Source organism: Pseudomonas sp. ABa2, assembly GCF_056676075.1.
The window spans coordinates 1,434,093-1,454,059 of sequence record NZ_CM155239.1 but is presented as its reverse complement, the minus strand read 5'-3'; the positions used below and the strand labels follow the sequence as shown (position 1 = coordinate 1,454,059).

At 67.6% G+C, this 19,967-nt stretch carries 14 protein-coding genes; 9 read left to right on the top strand and 5 right to left on the bottom strand.

Going from position 1 to position 19,967, the window contains the following annotated elements; all coding sequences use genetic code 11:
* Positions 1–12: 12 nt before the first annotated feature.
* A complete protein-coding gene (dapA, locus tag AC1G9C_RS06955; RefSeq protein WP_021444964.1) occupies positions 13–891 on the bottom strand; it encodes a 4-hydroxy-tetrahydrodipicolinate synthase in 879 nt (292 codons plus the stop codon).
* A gap of 204 nt (positions 892–1,095) precedes the next feature.
* Here dapA and AC1G9C_RS06950 point away from each other — a divergent pair, with 204 nt between their 5' ends.
* Both AC1G9C_RS06950 and AC1G9C_RS06945 read left to right on the top strand, forming a co-directional pair.
* Positions 1,096–1,653 (top strand): glycine cleavage system transcriptional repressor, encoded by a 558-nt coding sequence (locus tag AC1G9C_RS06950; protein ID WP_021444963.1) that lies wholly within the window; start codon positions 1,096–1,098, stop codon positions 1,651–1,653.
* Positions 1,654–1,675: 22 nt separating this feature from the next.
* Positions 1,676–2,149, top strand: a complete 474-nt coding sequence (locus tag AC1G9C_RS06945) for a peroxiredoxin (RefSeq protein WP_480409788.1) — start codon at positions 1,676–1,678, stop codon at positions 2,147–2,149.
* Positions 2,150–2,210: 61 nt separating this feature from the next.
* Here AC1G9C_RS06945 and AC1G9C_RS06940 read toward each other — a convergent pair whose 3' ends face one another.
* The gene (locus AC1G9C_RS06940) at positions 2,211–3,275 is read right to left on the bottom strand and encodes an AI-2E family transporter (protein WP_457789957.1); all 1,065 of its coding nucleotides are present in this window, start codon (positions 3,273–3,275) and stop codon (positions 2,211–2,213) included.
* Positions 3,276–3,390: 115 nt separating this feature from the next.
* Positions 3,391–3,630 (bottom strand): sulfurtransferase TusA family protein, encoded by a 240-nt coding sequence (locus tag AC1G9C_RS06935; protein ID WP_021444960.1) that lies wholly within the window; start codon positions 3,628–3,630, stop codon positions 3,391–3,393.
* A 107-nt stretch (positions 3,631–3,737) separates the two neighbouring features.
* Between AC1G9C_RS06935 and AC1G9C_RS06930 the strand changes: the two genes are divergently transcribed.
* Entirely contained in the window at positions 3,738–5,171 is a 1,434-nt protein-coding gene (locus AC1G9C_RS06930; RefSeq protein WP_457789955.1) for a M48 family metallopeptidase, read from the top strand.
* Between the two features lie 223 nt (positions 5,172–5,394).
* Here AC1G9C_RS06930 and AC1G9C_RS06925 read toward each other — a convergent pair whose 3' ends face one another.
* Positions 5,395–10,236, bottom strand: a complete 4,842-nt coding sequence (locus tag AC1G9C_RS06925; protein ID WP_457789954.1) for an NAD-glutamate dehydrogenase — start codon at positions 10,234–10,236, stop codon at positions 5,395–5,397.
* A 167-nt stretch (positions 10,237–10,403) separates the two neighbouring features.
* On the opposite strand from AC1G9C_RS06925, the gene AC1G9C_RS06920 reads away from it, so the two are divergent.
* From AC1G9C_RS06920 to AC1G9C_RS06895, 6 genes are read left to right on the top strand one after another with little or no spacing between them, the layout of a single operon-like run.
* The gene (locus AC1G9C_RS06920; RefSeq protein WP_122107370.1) at positions 10,404–11,363 is read left to right on the top strand and encodes an AAA family ATPase; all 960 of its coding nucleotides are present in this window, start codon (positions 10,404–10,406) and stop codon (positions 11,361–11,363) included.
* A 60-nt stretch (positions 11,364–11,423) separates the two neighbouring features.
* Positions 11,424–12,371 carry a DUF58 domain-containing protein gene (locus AC1G9C_RS06915; RefSeq protein WP_397496545.1) on the top strand — a complete coding sequence of 316 codons (948 nt, stop codon included), beginning with the start codon at positions 11,424–11,426 and terminating at the stop codon, positions 12,369–12,371.
* Positions 12,368–12,862 (top strand): DUF4381 domain-containing protein, encoded by a 495-nt coding sequence (locus tag AC1G9C_RS06910; protein ID WP_122107372.1) that lies wholly within the window; start codon positions 12,368–12,370, stop codon positions 12,860–12,862. The genes AC1G9C_RS06915 and AC1G9C_RS06910 overlap by 4 nt, the downstream gene beginning before the upstream one ends.
* Entirely contained in the window at positions 12,855–13,859 is a 1,005-nt protein-coding gene (locus AC1G9C_RS06905) for a vWA domain-containing protein (protein WP_480409787.1), read from the top strand. The genes AC1G9C_RS06910 and AC1G9C_RS06905 overlap by 8 nt, the downstream gene beginning before the upstream one ends.
* A complete protein-coding gene (locus tag AC1G9C_RS06900; protein ID WP_480409786.1) occupies positions 13,856–15,610 on the top strand; it encodes a VWA domain-containing protein in 1,755 nt (584 codons plus the stop codon). Before AC1G9C_RS06905 ends, AC1G9C_RS06900 begins: the two co-directional genes overlap by 4 nt.
* Positions 15,607–17,247 carry a BatD family protein gene (locus tag AC1G9C_RS06895; RefSeq protein WP_480409785.1) on the top strand — a complete coding sequence of 547 codons (1,641 nt, stop codon included), beginning with the start codon at positions 15,607–15,609 and terminating at the stop codon, positions 17,245–17,247. Before AC1G9C_RS06900 ends, AC1G9C_RS06895 begins: the two co-directional genes overlap by 4 nt.
* A gap of 351 nt (positions 17,248–17,598) precedes the next feature.
* Here the strand turns inward: AC1G9C_RS06895 and AC1G9C_RS06890 are convergent, their stop codons facing one another.
* The gene (locus AC1G9C_RS06890) at positions 17,599–19,953 is read right to left on the bottom strand and encodes an efflux RND transporter permease subunit (RefSeq protein WP_480409784.1); all 2,355 of its coding nucleotides are present in this window, start codon (positions 19,951–19,953) and stop codon (positions 17,599–17,601) included.
* Between the last annotated feature and the right edge of the window lie 14 nt (positions 19,954–19,967).

Genomic DNA, 19,967 nt, shown 5'->3' with positions numbered 1-19,967 from the left:
AAAATTCCTCGATTAAACCAATACGCCGCACTGGCGCATGGCCTGGCGCAGCGGTTCATGACAGCGCGGGCTGAGCCAGGTCAGCGGCAGACGAATACCGTCGCCCATCATGCCCATTTCGTGCAGCGCCCATTTCACCGGAATCGGGTTGGATTCGATGAACAGCGCCTTGTGCAGGGGCATCAGGCGGTCGTTGATGGCGCGGGCGATGGCCGCCTCGCCGCGCATGGCGGCGGCGCACAGCTCGCTCATCGCGCGCGGAGCGACGTTGGCGGTGACCGAGATGTTGCCCTTGCCGCCCAGCAGCATCAGTTCAACCGCGGTGGCGTCGTCGCCGGAATAGACAAGGAAGTCCTTGCTCACCCGATCCAGCACGTCCTGGGCGCGCTGCAGGTCGCCGGTGGCTTCCTTGATGCCGATGATGTTGTCGATCTTCGACAGGCGCTCGACGGTCTCCGGCAGCATGTCGCAAACGGTGCGACCCGGCACGTTGTAGAGGATCTGCGGGATGGCCACGGCTTCGGCGATGTGGCGAAAATGCAGGTACAGGCCTTCCTGGGTCGGCTTGTTGTAGTAGGGGGTGACCAGCAGGCAGGCGTCGGCGCCGACGTCCTTGGCCGCGCGGGTCAGCTCCACCGACTCGCGGGTGGAGTTGCCGCCGGTGCCGGCGATCACCGGAATGCGCCCGGCGACCTGGTCGACCACGCGCTTGATCACCTCGATGTGCTCGGGCACTTCCAGCGTGGCGGATTCACCGGTGGTGCCGACCGCGACGATGGCATTGGTGCCCTCTTGCAGGTGGAAATCCACCAATTTGCTCAGGGCCTCCCAGTCCAGACCACCCTGCGCATCCATGGGCGTGACCAGTGCCACCATACTGCCCGCAATCATGCAACCGCTCCTGCCGGAAAAATTGAGCCGTAATGGTACTGGCGCCACCAGTCCTGCACAAGCAACGGACAAGGCCGTGCACGGCCGTCTCGCCGCACGCGGGAAGCGCTTGCCGGCATTCCCCTGGGCGGTGCTTTTCGCTAACCTGCTGCCTTTGGTCGACGGCTGTCGCTCGCCGACCGTTCATCGCTTTAGGAAGGCTGCATGTCCACCCCCCTCGTTCGCGAACAATTTCTCCTCATCAGCGCCCTCGGCCCCGACGCCATGGCGCTGACCAACCTGCTGTGCCGCACCTGCCACGAGAACCGTTGCGCGGTGGTCAGCACGCGCCTGAGCCGCCACGGCGAGTTCAGTGCCCTGGTGCTGCAGGTCTCCGGCAGCTGGGACGCGCTGGCGCGCCTGGAGTCGAGTCTGCCGCTGCTGGCGAAGAAAAACGCCTTCTCGGTCAACCTGATCCGCAGCGCCGCCGCCGAGGCGCGCCCGCAGGCCCTGCCCTACGTCGCCTACGTCAGCTCGGTATACCGCCCGGACATCCTCAACGAGCTGTGCCAGTTCTTCATCGACCACCGCGTCGAGCTGGAAAGCCTGACCTGCGACACCTACCAGGCACCGCAGACCGGCGGCACCATGCTCAACGCCACACTGACCGTGACCCTGCCGGCCGGCACCCAGATCAGCTGGCTGCGCGACCAGTTCCTCGACTTCGCCGACGCCCTCAACCTGGACGCGCTGATCGAACCCTGGCGCCCGCAGAATCCCTGACAGCCAACCTCAAGGAGCTCCCATGACCGTCGCCATCGACCACGCCGTCGCCGACTTCCAGGCCGAGGCCACCAGCGGCAAGCAGGTGAAACTGTCCGACCTCAAGGGGCAGCAGGTCGTGCTGTATTTCTACCCCAAGGACGCGACCCCGGGCTGCACCACCGAGGGCCTGGACTTCCGCGCTCGCTTCGCCCAGTTCCAGGCGGCCAATACGCAGATCTTCGGCGTGTCGATGGACAGCCTGAAGAAGCATGAAAGCTTCAAGTGCAAGCAGGAGTTCCCCTTCGAACTGATCAGCGACCCGGACCACCAGCTGTGCGAGCAGTTCGGCGTCTACCAGCTGAAGAAGAACTACGGCAAGGAATACATGGGCATCGTGCGCAGCACCTTCCTCATCGACAAAGACGGCGTGTTGCGCCAGGAGTGGCGTAGCGTCAAGGTCGCCGGGCATGTCGACGAGGTGCTGGCGGCAGCCGAGGCCCTGCACAAGGCCTGACCCTCACCGCTATCGAAAAAGGCCGCAATTGCGGCCTTTTTTCCGTCCGTGCATTTGTCTCTCACTCGGCAGACACCGGCTCGATCCGCGGCCAGGCGTTGAGTACCGCCTTGAACAGGGTCGCCAGCGGGATGGCGAAGAACACTCCCCAGAAGCCCCACAGGCCGCCGAACAGCAGCACCGCGCAGATGATCGCCACCGGGTGCAGGTTGACCGCCTCGGAGAACAGCAGCGGCACCAGCACGTTGCCGTCCAGCGCCTGGATGATGCCGTAGACCACCATCAGGTAGAGGAACTGGTCGCTCCAGCCCCACTGGAACAGGCCGATCAGCGCCACCGGCACCGTCACCACCACCGCGCCGATATAGGGCACCACCACCGACAGGCCGACCAACAGCGCCAGCAACGCGGCATAGTTGAGGCCCAGGTAGGCGAAGGCGATATAGCTGACCACACCGACAATAATGATCTCGATGAACTTGCCGCGGATGTAGTTGGCGATCTGCTGGTTCATCTCCTGCGCCACCTGGGTGATCAGCGCACGCTCGCGCGGCAGGTAGCCACGGAACCACTGGCCGATCTGCTCACGGTCCTTGAGGAAGAAGAACACCAGGATCGGCACCAGCACCAGGTAGATCATGATGCTGACCAGCATCGGCAGGCTGGACAGGGAGAACGACAGCGCCCACTGACCGAACTTGCCGGCCTCGCCGCGCATGCTGTCGATCAGCTGAACGATCTGCGCGTCGGTGATCAGGTTCGGGTAGCGTTCCGGCAGCAGCAGGAACACCGACTGCCACTCCGCGGCCATCCGCGGCAGTTCATTGAACAGGGTGCTCAGCTGCTGCCAGAGCAGCGGCATCAGCACCAGCATGAACATGGTCAAGCCGCCCAGAAACAGGGCGAACACCAACCACACGGCGAGCACCTGCGGCACCCTCAGGCGCTCCAGGCCGTTGACCAGGCCCTGCATCAGGAAGGCCAGTACCAGGCCGGTCAATACCGGCGCGAGCATGCCGCCGAGGGTCAGCACCACGGCGAAACCGAGCACCAACAGCACCGCCAGCACCACCGCTTGCTCGTCGGAGAAGTAGCGGTGCAGCCAATCGCGTAAAACCTTGACCATCAGAATTCCTTACCCCGGGACAATACCGGCTCACTCATACGCCAGACGCATGAAAAATGACGTGCACGGCCAACAAACGGCGACAGCGCATATGTTTCAAGCCGCTACAGCGGTTTCAAGCCTTGCGCAGCCAGTAGCGATACACCCCGCCCTCCACCTCTTCGTGCAGCAGGGCATGCCCGGCCAGGCTGGCGAAGGCGCGGAAATCGCGCTGCGAGCCGGCGTCGGTGGCACTGACCTTGAGCACCGCGCCGCTGGCCAGGCGATTGAGCTCGAGCTTGGCCTTGAGCAAGGGCAGCGGGCAGTTCAGCCCGCAGGCATCCAGTTCGGCATCGAAGGCCGGTACGTCTGTCATCGTCTACTCCATAAAGGCGGCTAGGATACCCAAGGCTGAAGAACCCTGGCCAGCGCCGCAGCTGGCCGGCTACAGTAACGCCTTTGCCGCCTGAGAGCCTTGAGTGCATGACTTTTCTGCGCCCTACCCTGTTGACGCTCGCCTGCCTGTTCGCCGGCCAGATCGGAGCCAGTGACCTGCCGTCGCTGGGCGACGCCAGTTCCTCGATCGTCTCGCCGCAGCAGGAACACCAGCTCGGCCGCGCCTGGCTGGGCCTGCTGCGCGGCCAGGTGGCCCAGCTGGACGACCCGCAGCTCAAGGACTTCGTCGAGACCAGCGTCTATCGCCTGTCGGAAACCAGCCAGCTGCAGGATCGCCGCCTGGAGTTCGTGCTGCTCAACAGCCCACAGCTGAACGCCTTCGCCGCGCCCGGCGGGATCATCGGGGTCAACGGCGGCCTGTTCCTCTACGCGCAGACCGAAGCCGAATACGCCTCGGTGATGGCGCACGAACTGGCGCACCTGTCGCAACGCCACTTCGCCCGCGGCGTCGAGGCCCAGCAACGCATGCAGCTGCCGGTGATGGCGGCCATGCTCGCCGGCATAGTCGCGGCGGCGGCCGGTGCCGGTGATGCCGGCATGGCGGCGATCATGTCGACCCAGGCAGCGGCGATTCAGGAGCAGCGCCGCTTCTCCCGGCAGAACGAACAGGAGGCCGACCGTATCGGCCTGCTCAACCTGGAAAAGGCCGGCTACGACCCGCGCGCCATGCCGCTGATGTTCGAGCGGCTGATGCGCCAGTACCGCTACGACGCCAAGCCGCCGGAATTCCTGCTCACCCACCCGGTGTCCGAATCGCGTATCGCCGATACCCGCAACCGCGCCGAGCAGTACCCGGCCCAGGGCCGCGAAGACAGCCTGCGCTACCAGCTGATGCGCGCCCGCGTGCAGCTGACCTACGAGGAAACCCCGGGGGTGGCGGCCAAGCGTTTTCGCGCCATGCTCGACGAGAACCCCGGCCTCGACGCCGCGCGTTACGGCCTGGCATTGGCGCAGATGAAAACCGGCCAGCTCGGCGAAGCCGGGCAGACCCTGGCGCCCCTGCTGAGCAAGGCGCCGGAGGATATCGTCTACAACCTGGCGCAGATCGAGCTGGACATGGCCGCGAACCGCCTGGACGCCGCACAACGGCGCCAGGAGCGCATGTTCGCGCTGTATCCCAGCAACTACCCGCTGCAGCAGGCGCATATCGACCTGTTGCTCAAGCAGCAGCGCACCCGCGAGGCCGAACGGGCGCTGGACGAGTTGCTGAAGAACCGCGCCAAGGACCCGGACGTCTGGTACCAGGTCGCCGAGGTGCGCGGCCTGAGCGGCAACACCATCGGCCTGCATCAGGCCCGCGCCGAGTTCTTCGCCCTGGTCGGCGACTACAACCAGGCCATCGAGCAGCTCGACTTCGCCAAGCGCCGCGCCAGCGGCAACTTCCAGCTGGCCTCGCGCATCGACGCCCGTCAGCGCGAGCTGGCCGAGGAAAAGCGCCTGGTGGAGCAGATGCTGCGCTGATCGCACTCCCCTGCGTAGGGTGGATGACGCTTTTTCATCCACCGGGGCGGCGTGATGGTGGATCGGTGAAGCGTGATCCACCCTACGACGCTACACGTCATGTAAAGCGCCCTATCCCGGGTATCGCTGCGCTCAACCCAGGCTACGCAAAGCTCATGAATACCGCACCACCTGAATGAACAAGCCCCGCACTGGGCGGGGCTTGTTCATTTCAGCGGATGGATCAGGCGCTCTGCGCCAGGTCCATCAGCTCGCGGTTGGCCACCGCGTACATGGCATAGTCAGTGCCGGTGGCCGCGCGCAGCTCGGCCAGCATCAGCTTCCAGCGCTCGACCAGGCGGTGGTGCTGCTCCAGCCACAGCGCCACCCGCGCCTCGATCTCCTGCGGGCCGTCGGCCATCTGCAGCACCGACACGGTGATCGCACGCTGCTGCCAGTCGAGGTCGTCGCGGAAGGCTTCGCGGGCCAGCGCCTGCCAGTTGTTTTCCACCGGCAGGCCGGTGATCTGCTGCAGGTACCAGGACAGCTCCAGCGCGCCGCCGACGGCGAAGTAGGCGGTGGCCACCTCGCTGGCGTCCTTGCCGGTGACGTCCGCCGCTTCGATGATCGGCAGCAGGGTGTACAGGTGACTGGTGCCGGCCACCACGCGGGCCAGCTCCTCCGGCGTGCCGGCTTCGACGAAGCTCTGGTAGCGCGCCAGCCACTGCTCGCGGGCCGGGCCCTCGAGCAGTTCGTCCAGACGGCCGACCAGCGCTTCGATACGCGGTGCAAAATGCGCCACGTCGCGCGCGGCGTCCAGCTCGTTGCGTCGGCTACGCAGGAACCAGCGGGTGGCGCGGCGGCCCAGACGCATCAGCTCGTCCATCAGCTGCAGCTGCAGCTCGGCCGGCACCTTGTAGTCCAGCGCCTCGATCTGCGCCCACCAGTACGGCAGGCGGAACAGGTCGCGGACGATCACATAGGCGCCGGCGACGTTGGCCGCGCTCATGCCGGTGGACTCCTTCAGGCGCTGCACGAAGGTGATGCCCATATGGTTGACCAGGTCGTTGGCGATCTGCGTGCTGACGATCTCGCGCTTGAGGCGATGGCGGCGCATGGCGTCGCCGAACTTCGCGCTGAGCACCGCCGGGAAGGCGGTCTCCATCTCGCGCGCCAGGTAGTCGTCGTCCGGCACCAGGGACTTGAGCAGCGATTCCTTGAGGTCGATCTTGCTGTAGGAGATCAGCACCGACAGCTCCGGCCGGGTCAGGCCCTGGCCGTTGGCGGCGCGCTCGTTGAGCGTTTCGTCGCTGGGCAGGAACTCCAGCGCCCGGTCCAGCTTGCCGGCGCCCTCCAGGGCGTTCATCAGGCGCTTGTACTCGCCGACCCGCTCGCGGGCGCGGCGCTCGGCCAGCGACAGCGCCTGGGTCTGCTTGTAGTTGTTGCCCAACACCAGCTCGGAGACGTCGTCGGTCATCTCCACCAGCAGCTTGTTGCGCTGCTTCTCGGTCATATCGCCGGCGGAGACGATTTCGCCGAGCAGGATCTTGATATTGACCTCGTGGTCGGAGCAGTCCACACCGCCGGCGTTGTCGATAAAGTCGGTGTTGCTCGCTCCCCCATTGAGACCGTATTCCACGCGCCCCAACTGAGTCATGCCCAGGTTGCCGCCCTCGCCCACCACCTTGGCGCGCAGCTCACAGCCATCCACGCGCAGGGCGTCGTTGGCCTTGTCGCCGACGTCGGCGTGGCTTTCCTTGCTGGATTTCACATAGGTGCCGATGCCGCCGTTCCACAGCAGGTCGACCGGCGCCTTGAGCAGCGCATTGAGCAGCTCGGTCGGCGCCAGCTTGTCGGCGGCGATATCGAAGCGCGCCTTCATCTGCGGGCTGATGGCGATGCTCTTGGCGCTGCGCAGGAAGATGCCGCCGCCCTCGGAGATCAGCCCCGCGTCGTAGTCGGCCCAGCTCGAGCGCGGCAGATCGAACAGGCGCTTGCGTTCGGCGAAGCTCTTGGCCGCGTCCGGATTGGGGTCGATGAAGATGTGCAGGTGGTTGAAGGCGGCCACCAGCTGCAGTTTGTCCGACAGCAGCATGCCGTTGCCGAACACGTCGCCGGCCATGTCACCGATGCCGATCACCGTGACGTTGTCCTTCTGCACGTCGATGCCGCGCTCGCGGAAGTGGCGCTGCACGCTGACCCAGCCGCCCTTGGCGGTGATGCCCATGCCCTTGTGGTCGTAACCGGCCGAGCCGCCGGAGGCGAAGGCGTCGCCCAGCCAGAAACCATATTCCGCCGCAATCCCGTTGGCGATATCGGAGAAGGTCGCGGTGCCCTTGTCGGCCGCCACCACCAGGTAGGGGTCGTCGGCGTCGTGGCGCACCACGCTCACCGGCGGCACCACGGCGCCGTCCTTGAGGTTGTCGGTGATGTCGAGCAGGCCGCTGATGAAGATGCGGTAGCAGGCGATGCCCTCGGCCATTACCTCGTCGCGGCTACCGCCGACCGGCATCTTGCGCGGCACGAAGCCGCCCTTGGCGCCCATCGGCACGATCACCGCGTTCTTCACCTGCTGCGCCTTGACCAGGCCGAGCACCTCGGTGCGGAAGTCCTCCTCGCGGTCCGACCAGCGCAGGCCGCCGCGGGCGACGTCGCCGAAGCGCAGGTGCACGCCCTCGACGCGCGGGCTGTAGACGAAGATCTCGAACTTCGGCGTCGGCCGCGGAATCTCCGGAATCGCTCGCGGGTTGAGCTTGAAGCTGAAATAGCTCTTCGCCGCGCCGCTGGCATCGGCCTGGTAGAAGTTGGTGCGCAGGGTGGCCTTGATCAGGTCCAGGTAGCGCCGCAGGATGCGGTCTTCGTTGAGCACCGCGACGTTGTCCAGGGCGGCGAGGATGGCCTGCTCGAGTTTCTGCTGCTTGTCTTCCAGGTCCTCGGCGGCGAGCTTGCGCGCCAGGTAGAAGCGGGTGCGGAACAGGCGCACCAGCTCCTTGGCGATATCGGCGTGGTTGACCAGGGTGGCAGCGATGTAGCTCAGGTCGAAGCCCAGGCGGATCTGCTTGAGGTAGCGCGCGTAGGCGCGCAGCAGGGCGACGTCGCGCCAGGGCATGGCGGCGGTCAGCACCAGGCGGTTGAAGGCGTCGTTCTCGGCATCGCCGCCGACGATATGGATAAAGGCGTCCTGCAGGGTGTCGTTGAGCTGCTGGATGTCGACGTTGAGGCCTTCGGCGTAGGTGAAGGCGAAGTCGTGGATCCAGAACTCGCGGCCGTCGACGCGGCGCAGCTTGTAGGGGAACTCGCCGAGCACGCGCAGGCCGAGGTTCTCCAGGATCGGCAGGACGTCCGACAGCGGCAGCGGCGTGTCGGCGTGGTACAGCTTGCAGTGCAGCTGCTGGTCGCCCTGCGCCAGCGGCTGGTAGAAGCTCATCACCAGCGGTTTGTCGTTGCTCAGGCTGAGCAGGTGCTGCATGTCGACCACCGCCGAGTGCGGGGCGAAACGCTCGCGGTAGCCGGCCGGGAAGCCGCCGGGGAACTCGGCCAGGACGTTGGTGCCCTGGGCCTCGCCGAGGCTTTCCACCATCAGACTGACGTAGTCGTCCTTCCACGAGCGGCAGGCCTGGATGACTTCCTTCTCCAGACGCACGGGGTCGATCTGCACCTTGTTCTTCGGGTCGACACGCAGGATGAACTGCACCCGCGCCAGCACCGACTCGGAGAAGAAGGTCCAGAACTCGCAATCGGTGGCCTGCAGGCGCTCCATCAGCACCTGCTGGATCTTCATCCGGGTTTCGGTGGAGTAGACGTCGCGCGGCACATAGGCCAGGCAGTAGCAGAAACGGCCGTAGGGGTCGCGGCGCAGGAACACGCGAATCTTGTTGCGCTCCTGGATCTGCACGATGGCCAGGGCGGTGGCGAACAGGTCGTCCACCGGGGTCTGGAACAGGTCGTCGCGCGGCAGCACTTCCAGCACCTGGGCCAGCTCCTTGCCCAGGTGGGCGCTGCTGTCGAAGCCGGAGCGCTGCTTGATCACGTCCACCTTGCGGCGAATATAGGGGATGTTCCACACGCTCTCGGCGTACACCGCCGAGGTGTACAGGCCCATGAAGCGGCATTCCTTGACCACGTTGCCCTTGGCGTCCAGCTCGCGGATCGAGACGAAGTCCGGGTAGGCCGGGCGGTGCACGCGGCTGGGCACGGCGGCCTTGGCAAACGACAGCAGCTGCGGCTCGCGCAGGTAGGCCACCGCTTCCGGCTCGATGTGCAGTTCCTCGGCCTTGAGCCCGCTGCGCAGGCGCTTGGACAGGCCGAGCAGGGATTTCTCGTCGTAGACCAGGGTGCCGCCGTCGGCGCTCGGCGTCACGGTGAACTCCTCGTAGCCGAGGAAGGTGAAGTGGTTGTCCAGCAGCCAGCCGAGGAACACCTTGATCTCGTCCAGCTCGGCCTTGTCCACCTTGAGCTTGGCGCGGTCGAGCCAGGCCAGCAGCTCGCGGGCCTTGGCCTTCATCGGCTGGAAGTCGGCGACGCTCATGCGCACGTCGCCGAACACCTCGTGAATGGCCTTCTCCAGGGTCTTCAGCTCGCCGGCGCTGGCGCAGCGGTCGATCTCCAGGAACATCAGCGCTTCCTGCAGCACGCCCTCGCCCTGGCTGCCCTTGGGCAGGATCTCCAGCAGCTCGCCGTTCTTGTCGCGGCGCACGCTGAACACGCTGTTCTGCAGGGTGTGGATGCTGTAACCGCGACGGTTCAGTTCCATGCGCACCGAGTCGACCAGGAACGGGATATCGCCATGCAGGATCTCCACCGCGGTGTGGGTCGACTGCCAGCCGTGCTTCTCGTAGTCGGGGTTGAACGCACGTACCTGCGGTTTGCCGTGATCGAAACGCTCCAGCATGCGCCAGGCCGACAGGGTGCAGCCGACCAGGTCGGACAGGCGCCGCTGGGTCAGCTCCTCGAGGGCGATGATGCCGAAGAATTGTTCGGCGAACAGCGCCACTTGTGGCAGCGCCTGCTCGCTCACGTGCTGCGCCAGCGCCGCTTGCAGTTGATGCTGGAAGTCGGCTTTGCTGGCCGCCGTAAAGAACGCCATGGTTGTGCTCCATTTTCGACTGGGGGCGTGAAGAGGTGGGGGTGACCGTCGCCACAAGGTTATGGATCAACGTTAGTCTAGGTGACCGCGATTGCATTAAAGTGGCGGTCCCAGAACCCCGGCGAAGTCTTCGACTCGCCGGTCACTCTCGCCGGATGAGCTTAACGATGGAACACCGTGAGGCGCTTGTCGCGCTGCGACATTTTCTTTCAACCCAGATCCTCGGCCAGGAAAAACTCATCGAACGGCTGCTGATCGCCCTGCTCGCCGACGGCCACCTGCTGGTCGAGGGCGCCCCCGGGCTGGCCAAGACCAAGGCGATCAAGGAGCTGGCCGAAGGCATCGAGGGCGAGTTCCACCGCATCCAGTTCACCCCCGACCTGCTGCCGGCGGACATCACCGGCACCGAGATCTACCGCCCGGAAACCGGCAGCTTCGTGTTCCAGCAGGGGCCGATCTTCCACAACCTGGTGCTGGCCGACGAGATCAACCGCGCCCCGGCCAAGGTGCAGTCGGCGCTGCTCGAGGCCATGGCCGAGCGCCAGGTCTCGGTGGGCCGCTCGACCTACGACCTGTCGCCGCTGTTTCTGGTGATGGCGACGCAGAACCCCATCGAGCAGGAAGGCACCTACCCACTGCCCGAAGCTCAGCTCGACCGCTTTTTGATGCACGTGAAGATCGGTTTTCCCGACGCCGCGGTGGAGCGCAAGATCCTCGCCCAGGCCCGCGGCGAGGCGCTGCACGGCGAGACCAAGCCGGAGCACCGGCTCAGCCAGCAGGCGGTGTTCGCCGCACGCAAGGAGATCCTCGGCCTGTACATGGCCGACGCGGTGGAGGAATACCTGGTGCAACTGGTGATGGCCAGCCGCACCCCGGCCAAATTCGACCCCGAGCTGGCCGAGTGGATCGCCTACGGCGCCAGCCCGCGCGGCTCCATCGCCCTGGACCGTTGCGCACGCGCCCACGCCTGGCTGGCCGGGCGCGACTTCGTCAGCCCCGAGGACATCCAGGCGATGCTGTTCGACGTGCTGCGCCACCGCATCATCCTGTCGTTCGAGGCCGAGGCCTCGGGCATCGACCAGGACCGGGTGATCCAGCGCATCCTCGACGTGGTGGCGGTGGCCTGAATGCGCATCCCTGGCCGCACTGCCGCAACCCGGATGCAATCCGGGAACGCCCCCTAGACCATGTCCAGCCCCGCCGGCGCCAATGCCATCCACCTCGATCTCGCCGAGCTGATCGAGATGCGCCATCGCGTGCATGAGGTGCCGCTGTTCTCCACCCCGGCGCGGCGCAGCCCGCTGATCGGCCTGCACCACTCCAAGCTGCGCGGGCGCGGCGTCGACTTCGACCAGGTGCGCGTCTACCAGGCCGGCGACGACGTGCGCAACATCGACTGGCGCGTCACCGCGCGCACCCAGGAACCGCACACCAAGCTGTTCCACGAGGAGCGCGAGCGGCCCATCTTCATCCTCGCCGAACAGAGCCAGCGGCTGTTCTTCGGCTCCGGGCAGTGCTTCAAGTCGGTGCTCGCCGCCCGCGCCGCGGCGCTGGTCGGCTGGGCCGCGCTGGCGCACAACGACCGCATCGGCGGCCTGGTGTTCGCCGACACCGAGCACCACGAGGTCAAGCCGCGGCGCAGCAAGCAGAGCCTGCTGCAACTGCTCAACCTGCTGGCCCGCGCCAACCAGGCGCTGGGCCCCGACGCTCCGCCCGGCGCCGCGCGCGACACGCTCGGCCTGGCCCTGCGCCGCGCCCGCGAGGTGCTGCGCCCCGGCAGCCTGGTCATAGTGCTGTGCGACGAGCGCGCGCTGAACGACAACGCCGAGCAGCAGCTGACCCTGCTCGCCCGCCACACCGACCTGCTGCTGCTGCCGCTGTCCGACCCGCTCGACCACGCCCTGCCGGCCGCCGGCCTGCTGCGCTTCACCCAGGGCGGCGCGCAGCTGGAGCTCGACACCCATAACGGCGACCTGCGCCAGGCCTATCGCGCCCAGGCGCAGGCCCGCGAGGCGCGCTGGCAACGCCTGGCGCAGAAGCTCGGCGTGCCGCTGCTGCCGCTGAGCACCCAGGTCGAGCTGATCGAACAGCTGCAGGAACTGCTCAGCGCCCTGCGCCCGAGGAAGGCGCCATGAATCCGCTCGACCAGCTGCAGCCCTTGATCGACCCGCCACCGGTGCCCTGGTGGCCGCCGGCACCCGGCTGGTGGCTGCTGGCCGTGCTGCTGCCGCTGGCCGGCTGGGGCCTGTGGCGCCTGCTGCGGCGCTGGCGCGTCCGCCGCCGCCAGGTGCGCGCCGAGGCGCCGCTGGAGCCGCTGCGCCAGGCCGCCCTGGCGGAGCTGGCGCAACTGCGCAAACCCTACGACGGCGCCCCGGCCGGGCCCTGGCTGCAGCAGCTCAACGCCCTGCTCAAGCGCCTGTGCCGCGAACGCTATCCGGACAGCCACAGCCACGTGCTGAGCAGTCGCGCCTGGCTGGCCTTCCTCGACAACCGCTGCCCGGCCGCCGGCCTGACCCGCTGGATGGTGCTGGTCGAGGGCGCCTACAAGCCGCAGTGCACGCTCAGCGACAAGGCCATCGACGAGCTCGAGCAGGCCGTCGCCACCTGGATTCGCAAGCATGTTTGAGTTCGCCTGGCCCTGGGTCTTCGCCCTCGCCCCATTGCCCTGGCTGCTGCGCCGGCTGCTGCCGGCCGCCGACAGCGGCGACGCGGCGCTGCGCGTGACCTTTCTCGACGAGCTGCAGGCGCTCAGCGGCCGCCGCGCCCGCGCCGGCCTGCCGAGCTGGCGCCAGCAGGCGCCGCTGGCCCTGCTCTGGCTCCTGCTGCTGTGCGCCGCGGCCCGCCCGCAATGGGTCGGCGAGCCGCTGCCGCTGCCGGCCAGCGGCCGCGATCTGCTGCTGGCGGTGGATGTCTCCGGCTCCATGGATTACGCCGACATGCTCTGGGACGACGAGCCGATCAGCCGCCTGGAACTGGTCAAGCGCCTGCTCGGCGACTTCATCGAGGACCGCCGCGGTGATCGGGTCGGCCTGATCCTGTTCGGCAGCCAGGCCTACCTGCAGGCGCCGCTGACCTTCGACCGCCACACGGTGCGCACCTGGCTGGACGAGGCGCTGATCGGCATCGCCGGCAAGAACACCGCCATCGGCGACGCCATCGGCCTGGCCGTCAAGCGCCTGCGCCAGCGCCCGGCGCAGAGCCGCGTGCTGGTGCTGATCACCGACGGCGCCAACAACGGCGGCGAGATCGAACCGCTGACCGCCGCGCAACTGGCCGCCGAGGAAGGCGTGCGCATCTACACCATCGGCATCGGCGCCGATCCGCAGCAAAGCGGCGTGCTCGGTGCGCTCGGCTTCAGCACCCTCGACCTGGACGAAACCAGCCTGCGCGCCATCGCCGACGCCACCGGTGGCGAATACTTCCGCGCGCGCAGCCAGGCCGAGCTGAGCCAGATCGAGCTGACCCTGGACCGCCTCGAACCGGTCGCCCAGCAACCCACCCTGGCCCGCCCGGCCCGGGCGCTGTATGCCTGGCCGTTGGCCCTGGCACTGCTCGGCAGCCTGCTGCTGGCCAGCCGCACGCTCTGGCCGGACCTGCCGCAACGCCTGCGGAGGCGCGCATGAGCCTGCTCTGGCCGCAATGGCTGCGCCCGCTGTGGCTGCTGCTGGTGCCGCTGCTGGTCTGGCTGCTGTGGCGCCTGTGGCACCGCGAGCGGCAGAGCGGACGCTGGCAACTGCTGCTGCCGGCCGCCTTTCATCAGACGCTGCTGGCGGGCGGCAACGGCCGTGGCAGCCGGCTGCCCTGGCTGGCCCTCGGCCTGGCCTGGCTGCTGGCCGTGCTGGCGCTGCTCGGGCCGAGCTGGCAGCGCGTCGAGCAGAGCAACCAGAAACCGGCCGACCCGCTGCTGGTGCTGCTCGAACTGACGCCGCAGATGCTCGCCGCGGACGGCCCGCCGAACCGCCTGGAACAGGCCCGGCGCAAGCTGCTCGACCTGCTCGAAGCCCGGCGCGACGCGCAGACCGCGATCATCGTCTACGCCGGCAGCGCGCACAGCCTGGTGCCGCTGTCCGACGACCTGGCCACCAGCCGCAACCTGCTCGAAGCGCTCAAGCCCTCGCTGATGCCCGAACCGGGCCGGCGCGCCGACCTGGCCGTGGCGCGCGGCCTGCAGTTGCTCGAGCAGGCGCAACTGGGCCAGGGCCGCCTGCTGCTGATCACCAGTGCCCTCGACGAGCAGGAACGCAGCGGCATCCGCCAGGCGCTGGAACGCCGTGCCACGCCGCTGCTGATCCTCGGCATCGGCAGCCGCGAAGGCGCGCCGGTGGTGCAGGAGGACGGCAGCTTCCTCAAGGACGAGCGCGGCGCCATCCTCATCCCGCGCCTGGACGCGCCCGGCCTGCGCGAGGTCGCCGAGGCCCACGGCGGCCGCTACGCCCAGGCCCGCCTCGACGACGACGACCTGCGCCGCCTCGGCCTGCTCGATGGCCCGCAGGCGCTGCGTGCCGCCGGCGAGCCGACCCAGCTCGAGGCGCGGATCGACCAGGGCTACTGGCTGCTGCTGCCGCTGCTGCTGCTGGCCGCCTGCGCCGGGCGGCGCGGCTGGCTGTTCTGTCTGCCCCTGCTGCTGATGCTGCCGCCGCAGACCAGCCAGGCCGTGACGTTCGACGACCTGTGGCTGCGCCCGGACCAGCAGGGCCAGCGCCTGCTCCAGGCGCAGCGCCCGGCCGAGGCGGCACAACGCTTCGCCGATCTGCAGTGGCAGGGCAAGGCGCTGTACGAGGCCGGCGACTACGCCGCCGCCGCCGAACGCTTCGCCCAGGGCGACGGCGCCGCCGACCACTACAACCGCGGCAACGCCCTGGCCAAGGGCGGCGAACTGGAGGCGGCGCTGGACGCCTACGAGCAGGCGTTGGAGCGCCAGCCCGAGCTGAGCGCGGCGCAGCACAACAAGGCTCTGGTCGAGGAGGCGCTGCGCCAGCGCCAGGCGCAGCAGCAGTCCGGCGACAACGCGCAAGCGCCACCGCCGAGCCAGGAGGCGGACAGCGGCGAGCCCAACGAAGCCTCGGCCGGCCAGGCTGCCGAGCCGCCGCCGAGCCAACCGGCGCAAGCGAACCGCCCGGACGAAGCGGGCGACAACGGCGAGCCGCAGCCGGGCGAGAGTGACGACAACGCCGCCTCGACAGCGCCGGGCGACGAAGCAGCGGCGGATACCGGCACCGCCGAAGGCCCGCTGGCGGAAGAACAGCTGGGCTCGGCCGACGAGCGCCAGCAAGCGCTGGAACAATGGCTGCGACAGATTCCGGACGACCCGGCCGAGCTGTTGCGGCGAAAATTCTGGTACGAACAGCAACAGCGTCAGGAACCCTCCCGATGAAGCGTCTAGCCACGCTGCTCCTTCTCCTGCTGGCCGGCCAGGCCAGCGCCGAGGCCTTCTTCGCCAGCGTCGACCGCACCCGCCTGAACGAAGGCGAGACCGTGGTACTGACCCTCGAGTCCACCGACCCGACCCGTTTCGGCCGGCCGGACCTGAGCCCGCTGGACGAGCACTTCGAAATCCTCGGCAGTCGCCAGGTCAACCGCCTGAGCAACCTCGGCGACACGCCGCGCGCCGCCACACGCTGGATCCTCACCCTGCAACCCAAACACAGCGGCGAGGTGGTGATCCCGCCGATCCGCCTGGAAGATGCCGAAACCCTGCCCATCACCCTGCAGGTGCAGGCGACCGGCGAGCCGGGCAACGGCGAGAAGCTGGCGCCGGTGTTCATCGACGCCAGCCTGGATCAGGACAGCGTCTACGTGCAGGCCCAGGCCGTGCTGACCCTGCGCATCTACCACTCGGTGTCGATGTACGACGACAGCAGCCTGACCCCACTGCAGATGCAGGATGCGCGCATCGAGCAACTGGGCGAGCCGCGCACCTACGAGAAGACCATCGGCGGCGTGCGCCACGGCGTGATCGAGCTGCAGTACGCCATCTACCCGCAGCGCAGCGGCGAGCTGAGCATCCCCGGCCAGGTGTTCAGCGCCACCCTGGTCGACCGCTCGCGCGGCGACGACTTCCTGCCCTTCGGCCCGCGCGCCGGCAAGGTGTCGCGGGTCAAATCGCCGGACATCCCGCTGCAGGTCAAAGCCAAGCCGGCCGAGTACCCGGCCGACGCCCCCTGGCTGCCGGCACGCGCCCTGGGCCTGGCGGAAACCTGGAACCCGCAGCCGGGACAGAGCCGGGTCGGCGAGTCGCTGACCCGCCGCCTGATCCTCAAGGTCGATGGCCTGTCCAGCGCCCAGCTGCCGCCGTTGCCCGCCACCCAGGTCGACGGCCTGCGCCGTTATCCGGATCAGCCGCAGCTCAGCGACCAGCGCAGCGAAACCGGCATCATCGGCAGTCGCGAAGACCGCGAGGCGCTGGTGCCGAGCCGCAGCGGCAGCTTCGAGCTGCCGGCGCTGGAGGTGCTATGGTGGAACACCCAGACCGACAGCCTGGAACGCACCGCCCTGCCCGCGCGCACCCTGCAGGTGGCGGAAAACCCGCAGTTGCACAGCGACGAGCCGGCCAGCCCCAGCGTGGTGACCACACAGGTGCTCGAAGGCCCGCCGCTGTGGCCCTGGCAGCTGGCCTGCGCCCTGCTCGCCGGCACCAGCCTGCTCGGTTTCGGCCTGTGGTGGCACGCCCGGCGCCAGCCGGCGATCCAGCGCGCCGCGCAAAGCGGCCCGAGCCCGCGCACCCTGCTCGACGACCTCAAGCGCGCTTGCCTGGCCGGCGATGCCCAGACCACCCGCCACGCCCTCGACGCCTGGGCGCGCCAGCAGCCGGAAACCCTGGCCGATATGGCGGCGCGCTACGTGCCGCTGTCCGACGCCCTCGACGGCCTCAACGGCGCGCTGTACAGCGAAACCGGCCAGCAGTGGCAGGGCGAGGAATTGTGGAAGGCGATCCGCAACCTGCCGGCCGCCCAGCAACCGAGCGCCGCCACGCAGGAAAGCAGCGCGCTGCCGCCGCTCTACCCACGCTGACGGCGATATTGCGGGTGCGCACGGCGCCGCCAGGGTCGATCGCAGGCAGGCTTGGGTAGGGTGCGCCGCGCGCACCGGCTATCGGGCATTTATCCGCTGTAGCCGCCCACCCTTGATCGGCAGCCGTTGTCGGTAGTTCGCCAACGCAGGGCGTACCCCCGTATCCATCGGAACCGGCTGCCGGCGAAGGCCCCGGATTTCATCCGGGCTACCGGCGCCAGCGCGTGCCTTCGCCAGCGCCCCCGGTTGACGGACAAGCCTGGCGGCCTATCCGCCCTGCGCGCGGCACACCCCAGCGCCATAAAAAAACCGCGACCCAAGGGCCGCGGTTCTTCTGCTGCAGGTCAGGCATCAGCCCTTGGCGCGCAGCTTCTCCGGGTTGATCAGGAAGCGGGCCAGGGCCGGCAGCAGCCAGATCGCGCCGATCATGTTCCAGAGGAACATGAAGGTCAGCATCAGGCCCATGTCGGCCTGGAACTTGATCGCCGAGAAGATCCAGGTCGCCACGCCGATGGCCAGGCACACGCCGGTGAACAGCACCGCCTTGCCGGTGGACTTGAGGGTCTCGTAGTAGGCGTCCTGCAGCGACAGGCCCTGACGCAGGTAGGTCTCCATGCGGCTGTAGATGTAGATGCCGTAGTCCACGCCGATGCCCACGCCGAGGGCGATCACCGGCAGGGTAGCGACCTTGACGCCGATGCCCATCCAGGCCATCAGCGCGTTGCCGAGGATCGAGGTCAGCACCAGCGGCAGGATCACGCACAGGGTCGCGGCCAGCGAACGGAAGGTCAGCAGACACATGATGCTCACCGCCGCGTAGACCGCGATCAGCATGGTGGTCTCGGACGCGGCGATCACCTCGTTGGTGGCCGCCTCGATACCGGCGTTACCGGCCGCCAGCACCACCTGCAGATCGTCGCTGCTGTGCTGCTTGGCGAACGCCTCGGCGGCGGCCACGGCACGCGACAGGGTCTCGGCCTTGTGGTCCTCGAGGAACACCAGCACCGGCGCCACCGAGCAGTCGGCGTTGTACAGGCCTTCGGCACGGGCGATCGAGTTGTTCAGCACGTCCTGGTTGCGCGACAGGGTTTCCCATTTCAGGTTGCCCTCGTTCATGCCCTTGATCACCTGCTTGGACACGGTGACCATGGAGATGGCCGATTGCACGCCCTGGGTGTTCTCCATCTGCCACATCAGCTCGTCCATGGCGGCCAGGGCCGGATAGGTGGAGCAGCCTTCGGTGGCAGTCTTGATCATCACCACCAGCACGTCGGAGCTGGTCGAGTAGTTGCGGATGACGAAGTCGTTGTCCAGGTTGTAGCGCGAGTCCGGATGCAGTTCCGGGGCGCCCTGGTCGAGGTCGCCGATCTTCAGGTTCTGCCCGTACCAGACGCCGCCGGCCAGGGCCACCACGGCGACCACCACGGAGATCGGCGCCACCATCGGGTGGGCGAAGTTGGAGATGGCACGCCACAGCGGATGGTCCTTGGCTGCCTCTTCGCGGCTGATCTTCACCGCCTTCTTGCTGATGCCGATGTAGGAAATCATTACCGGCAGCAGGATCAGGTTGGTCAGGATGATCACCGCCACGCCCATCGAGGCACCGATGGCCAGTTCGCGGATCACGCCGATGTCGATCAGCAGCAGGGTGACGAAGCCCACGGCGTCGGACAGCAGCGCCACCAGGCCGGGGATGAACAGCTGACGGAAGGCCATGCGCGCGGCGGACAGGGCGTCGGTCGCCTCACCCGAGGCCATGGCGATGCCGTTGATCTTCTGCACCCCGTGGGAGATGCCGATGGCGAATACCAGGAACGGCACCAGCATCGAATAGGGGTCGAGACCGAAGCCCAGGGTGTGCAGCAGACCGAGCTGCCAGACCACCGCGATCAGCGTGGTGATGACCACCGCCAGGGTGCTCTTGAAGCAGTGGGTGAACCACAGCAGCAGGACGAAGGTGATGCCGATCGCCACGGCGAAGAACAGCGCCACGCCGAACAGGCCGTCGATCAGGTCGCCGACCTTCTTGGCGAAGCCGATGATGTGCACCTTAACGTCGGGGTTCTGCGCCTGGTACTTCTCGCGAATCTTCTCTTCCAGCTCGTGGGAGAACTTCTGGTAGTCCAGGGACACCAGCTTGCTCTGGTCGTTGGGGTCCGGGTAGGACTCCAGCAGCGGCACGTCGATGATGCTCGACTTGAAGTTGTTCGCCACCAGGCGGCCGATCTGTCCGGACTTGAGGATGTTGCTGCGCAGGTCCTCCAGGCTTTCCACGGAACCGTCGTAGGTCTGCGGAATCACCTCGCCGCCGGCGAAGCCTTCCTCGGTCACTTCGGTCCAGCGCACGCTGGGGCTCCACAGCGACTTGAGGCCGGAACGATCGACGCCGGGGATGTAGAACACCTCGTCGTGGATCTGCCGCAGGGTCTCCATGTATTCCTTGCTGAAGATGTCGCCCTCGGTGGCTTCCACCGAAATGCGCACCGTATTGCCCAGGTTGGCCAGGTCGTTACGGTGCTCGAGCATCTTCTGGATATAGGGGTGGCCCAGCGGAATCATCTTCTCGAAGCTGGTCTGCGGGCGTACCTGGGCGGCCTGGTAGAACAGGAACAGGCTGATCAGCAGGCAGATCAGGATCACCGCCGGGCGATTGTTGAAAATCAGCCGCTCGAGGAAAGAGGCAGGCGTTTGTTGATGCTTGGTCATGCAAAGGCTCCCGG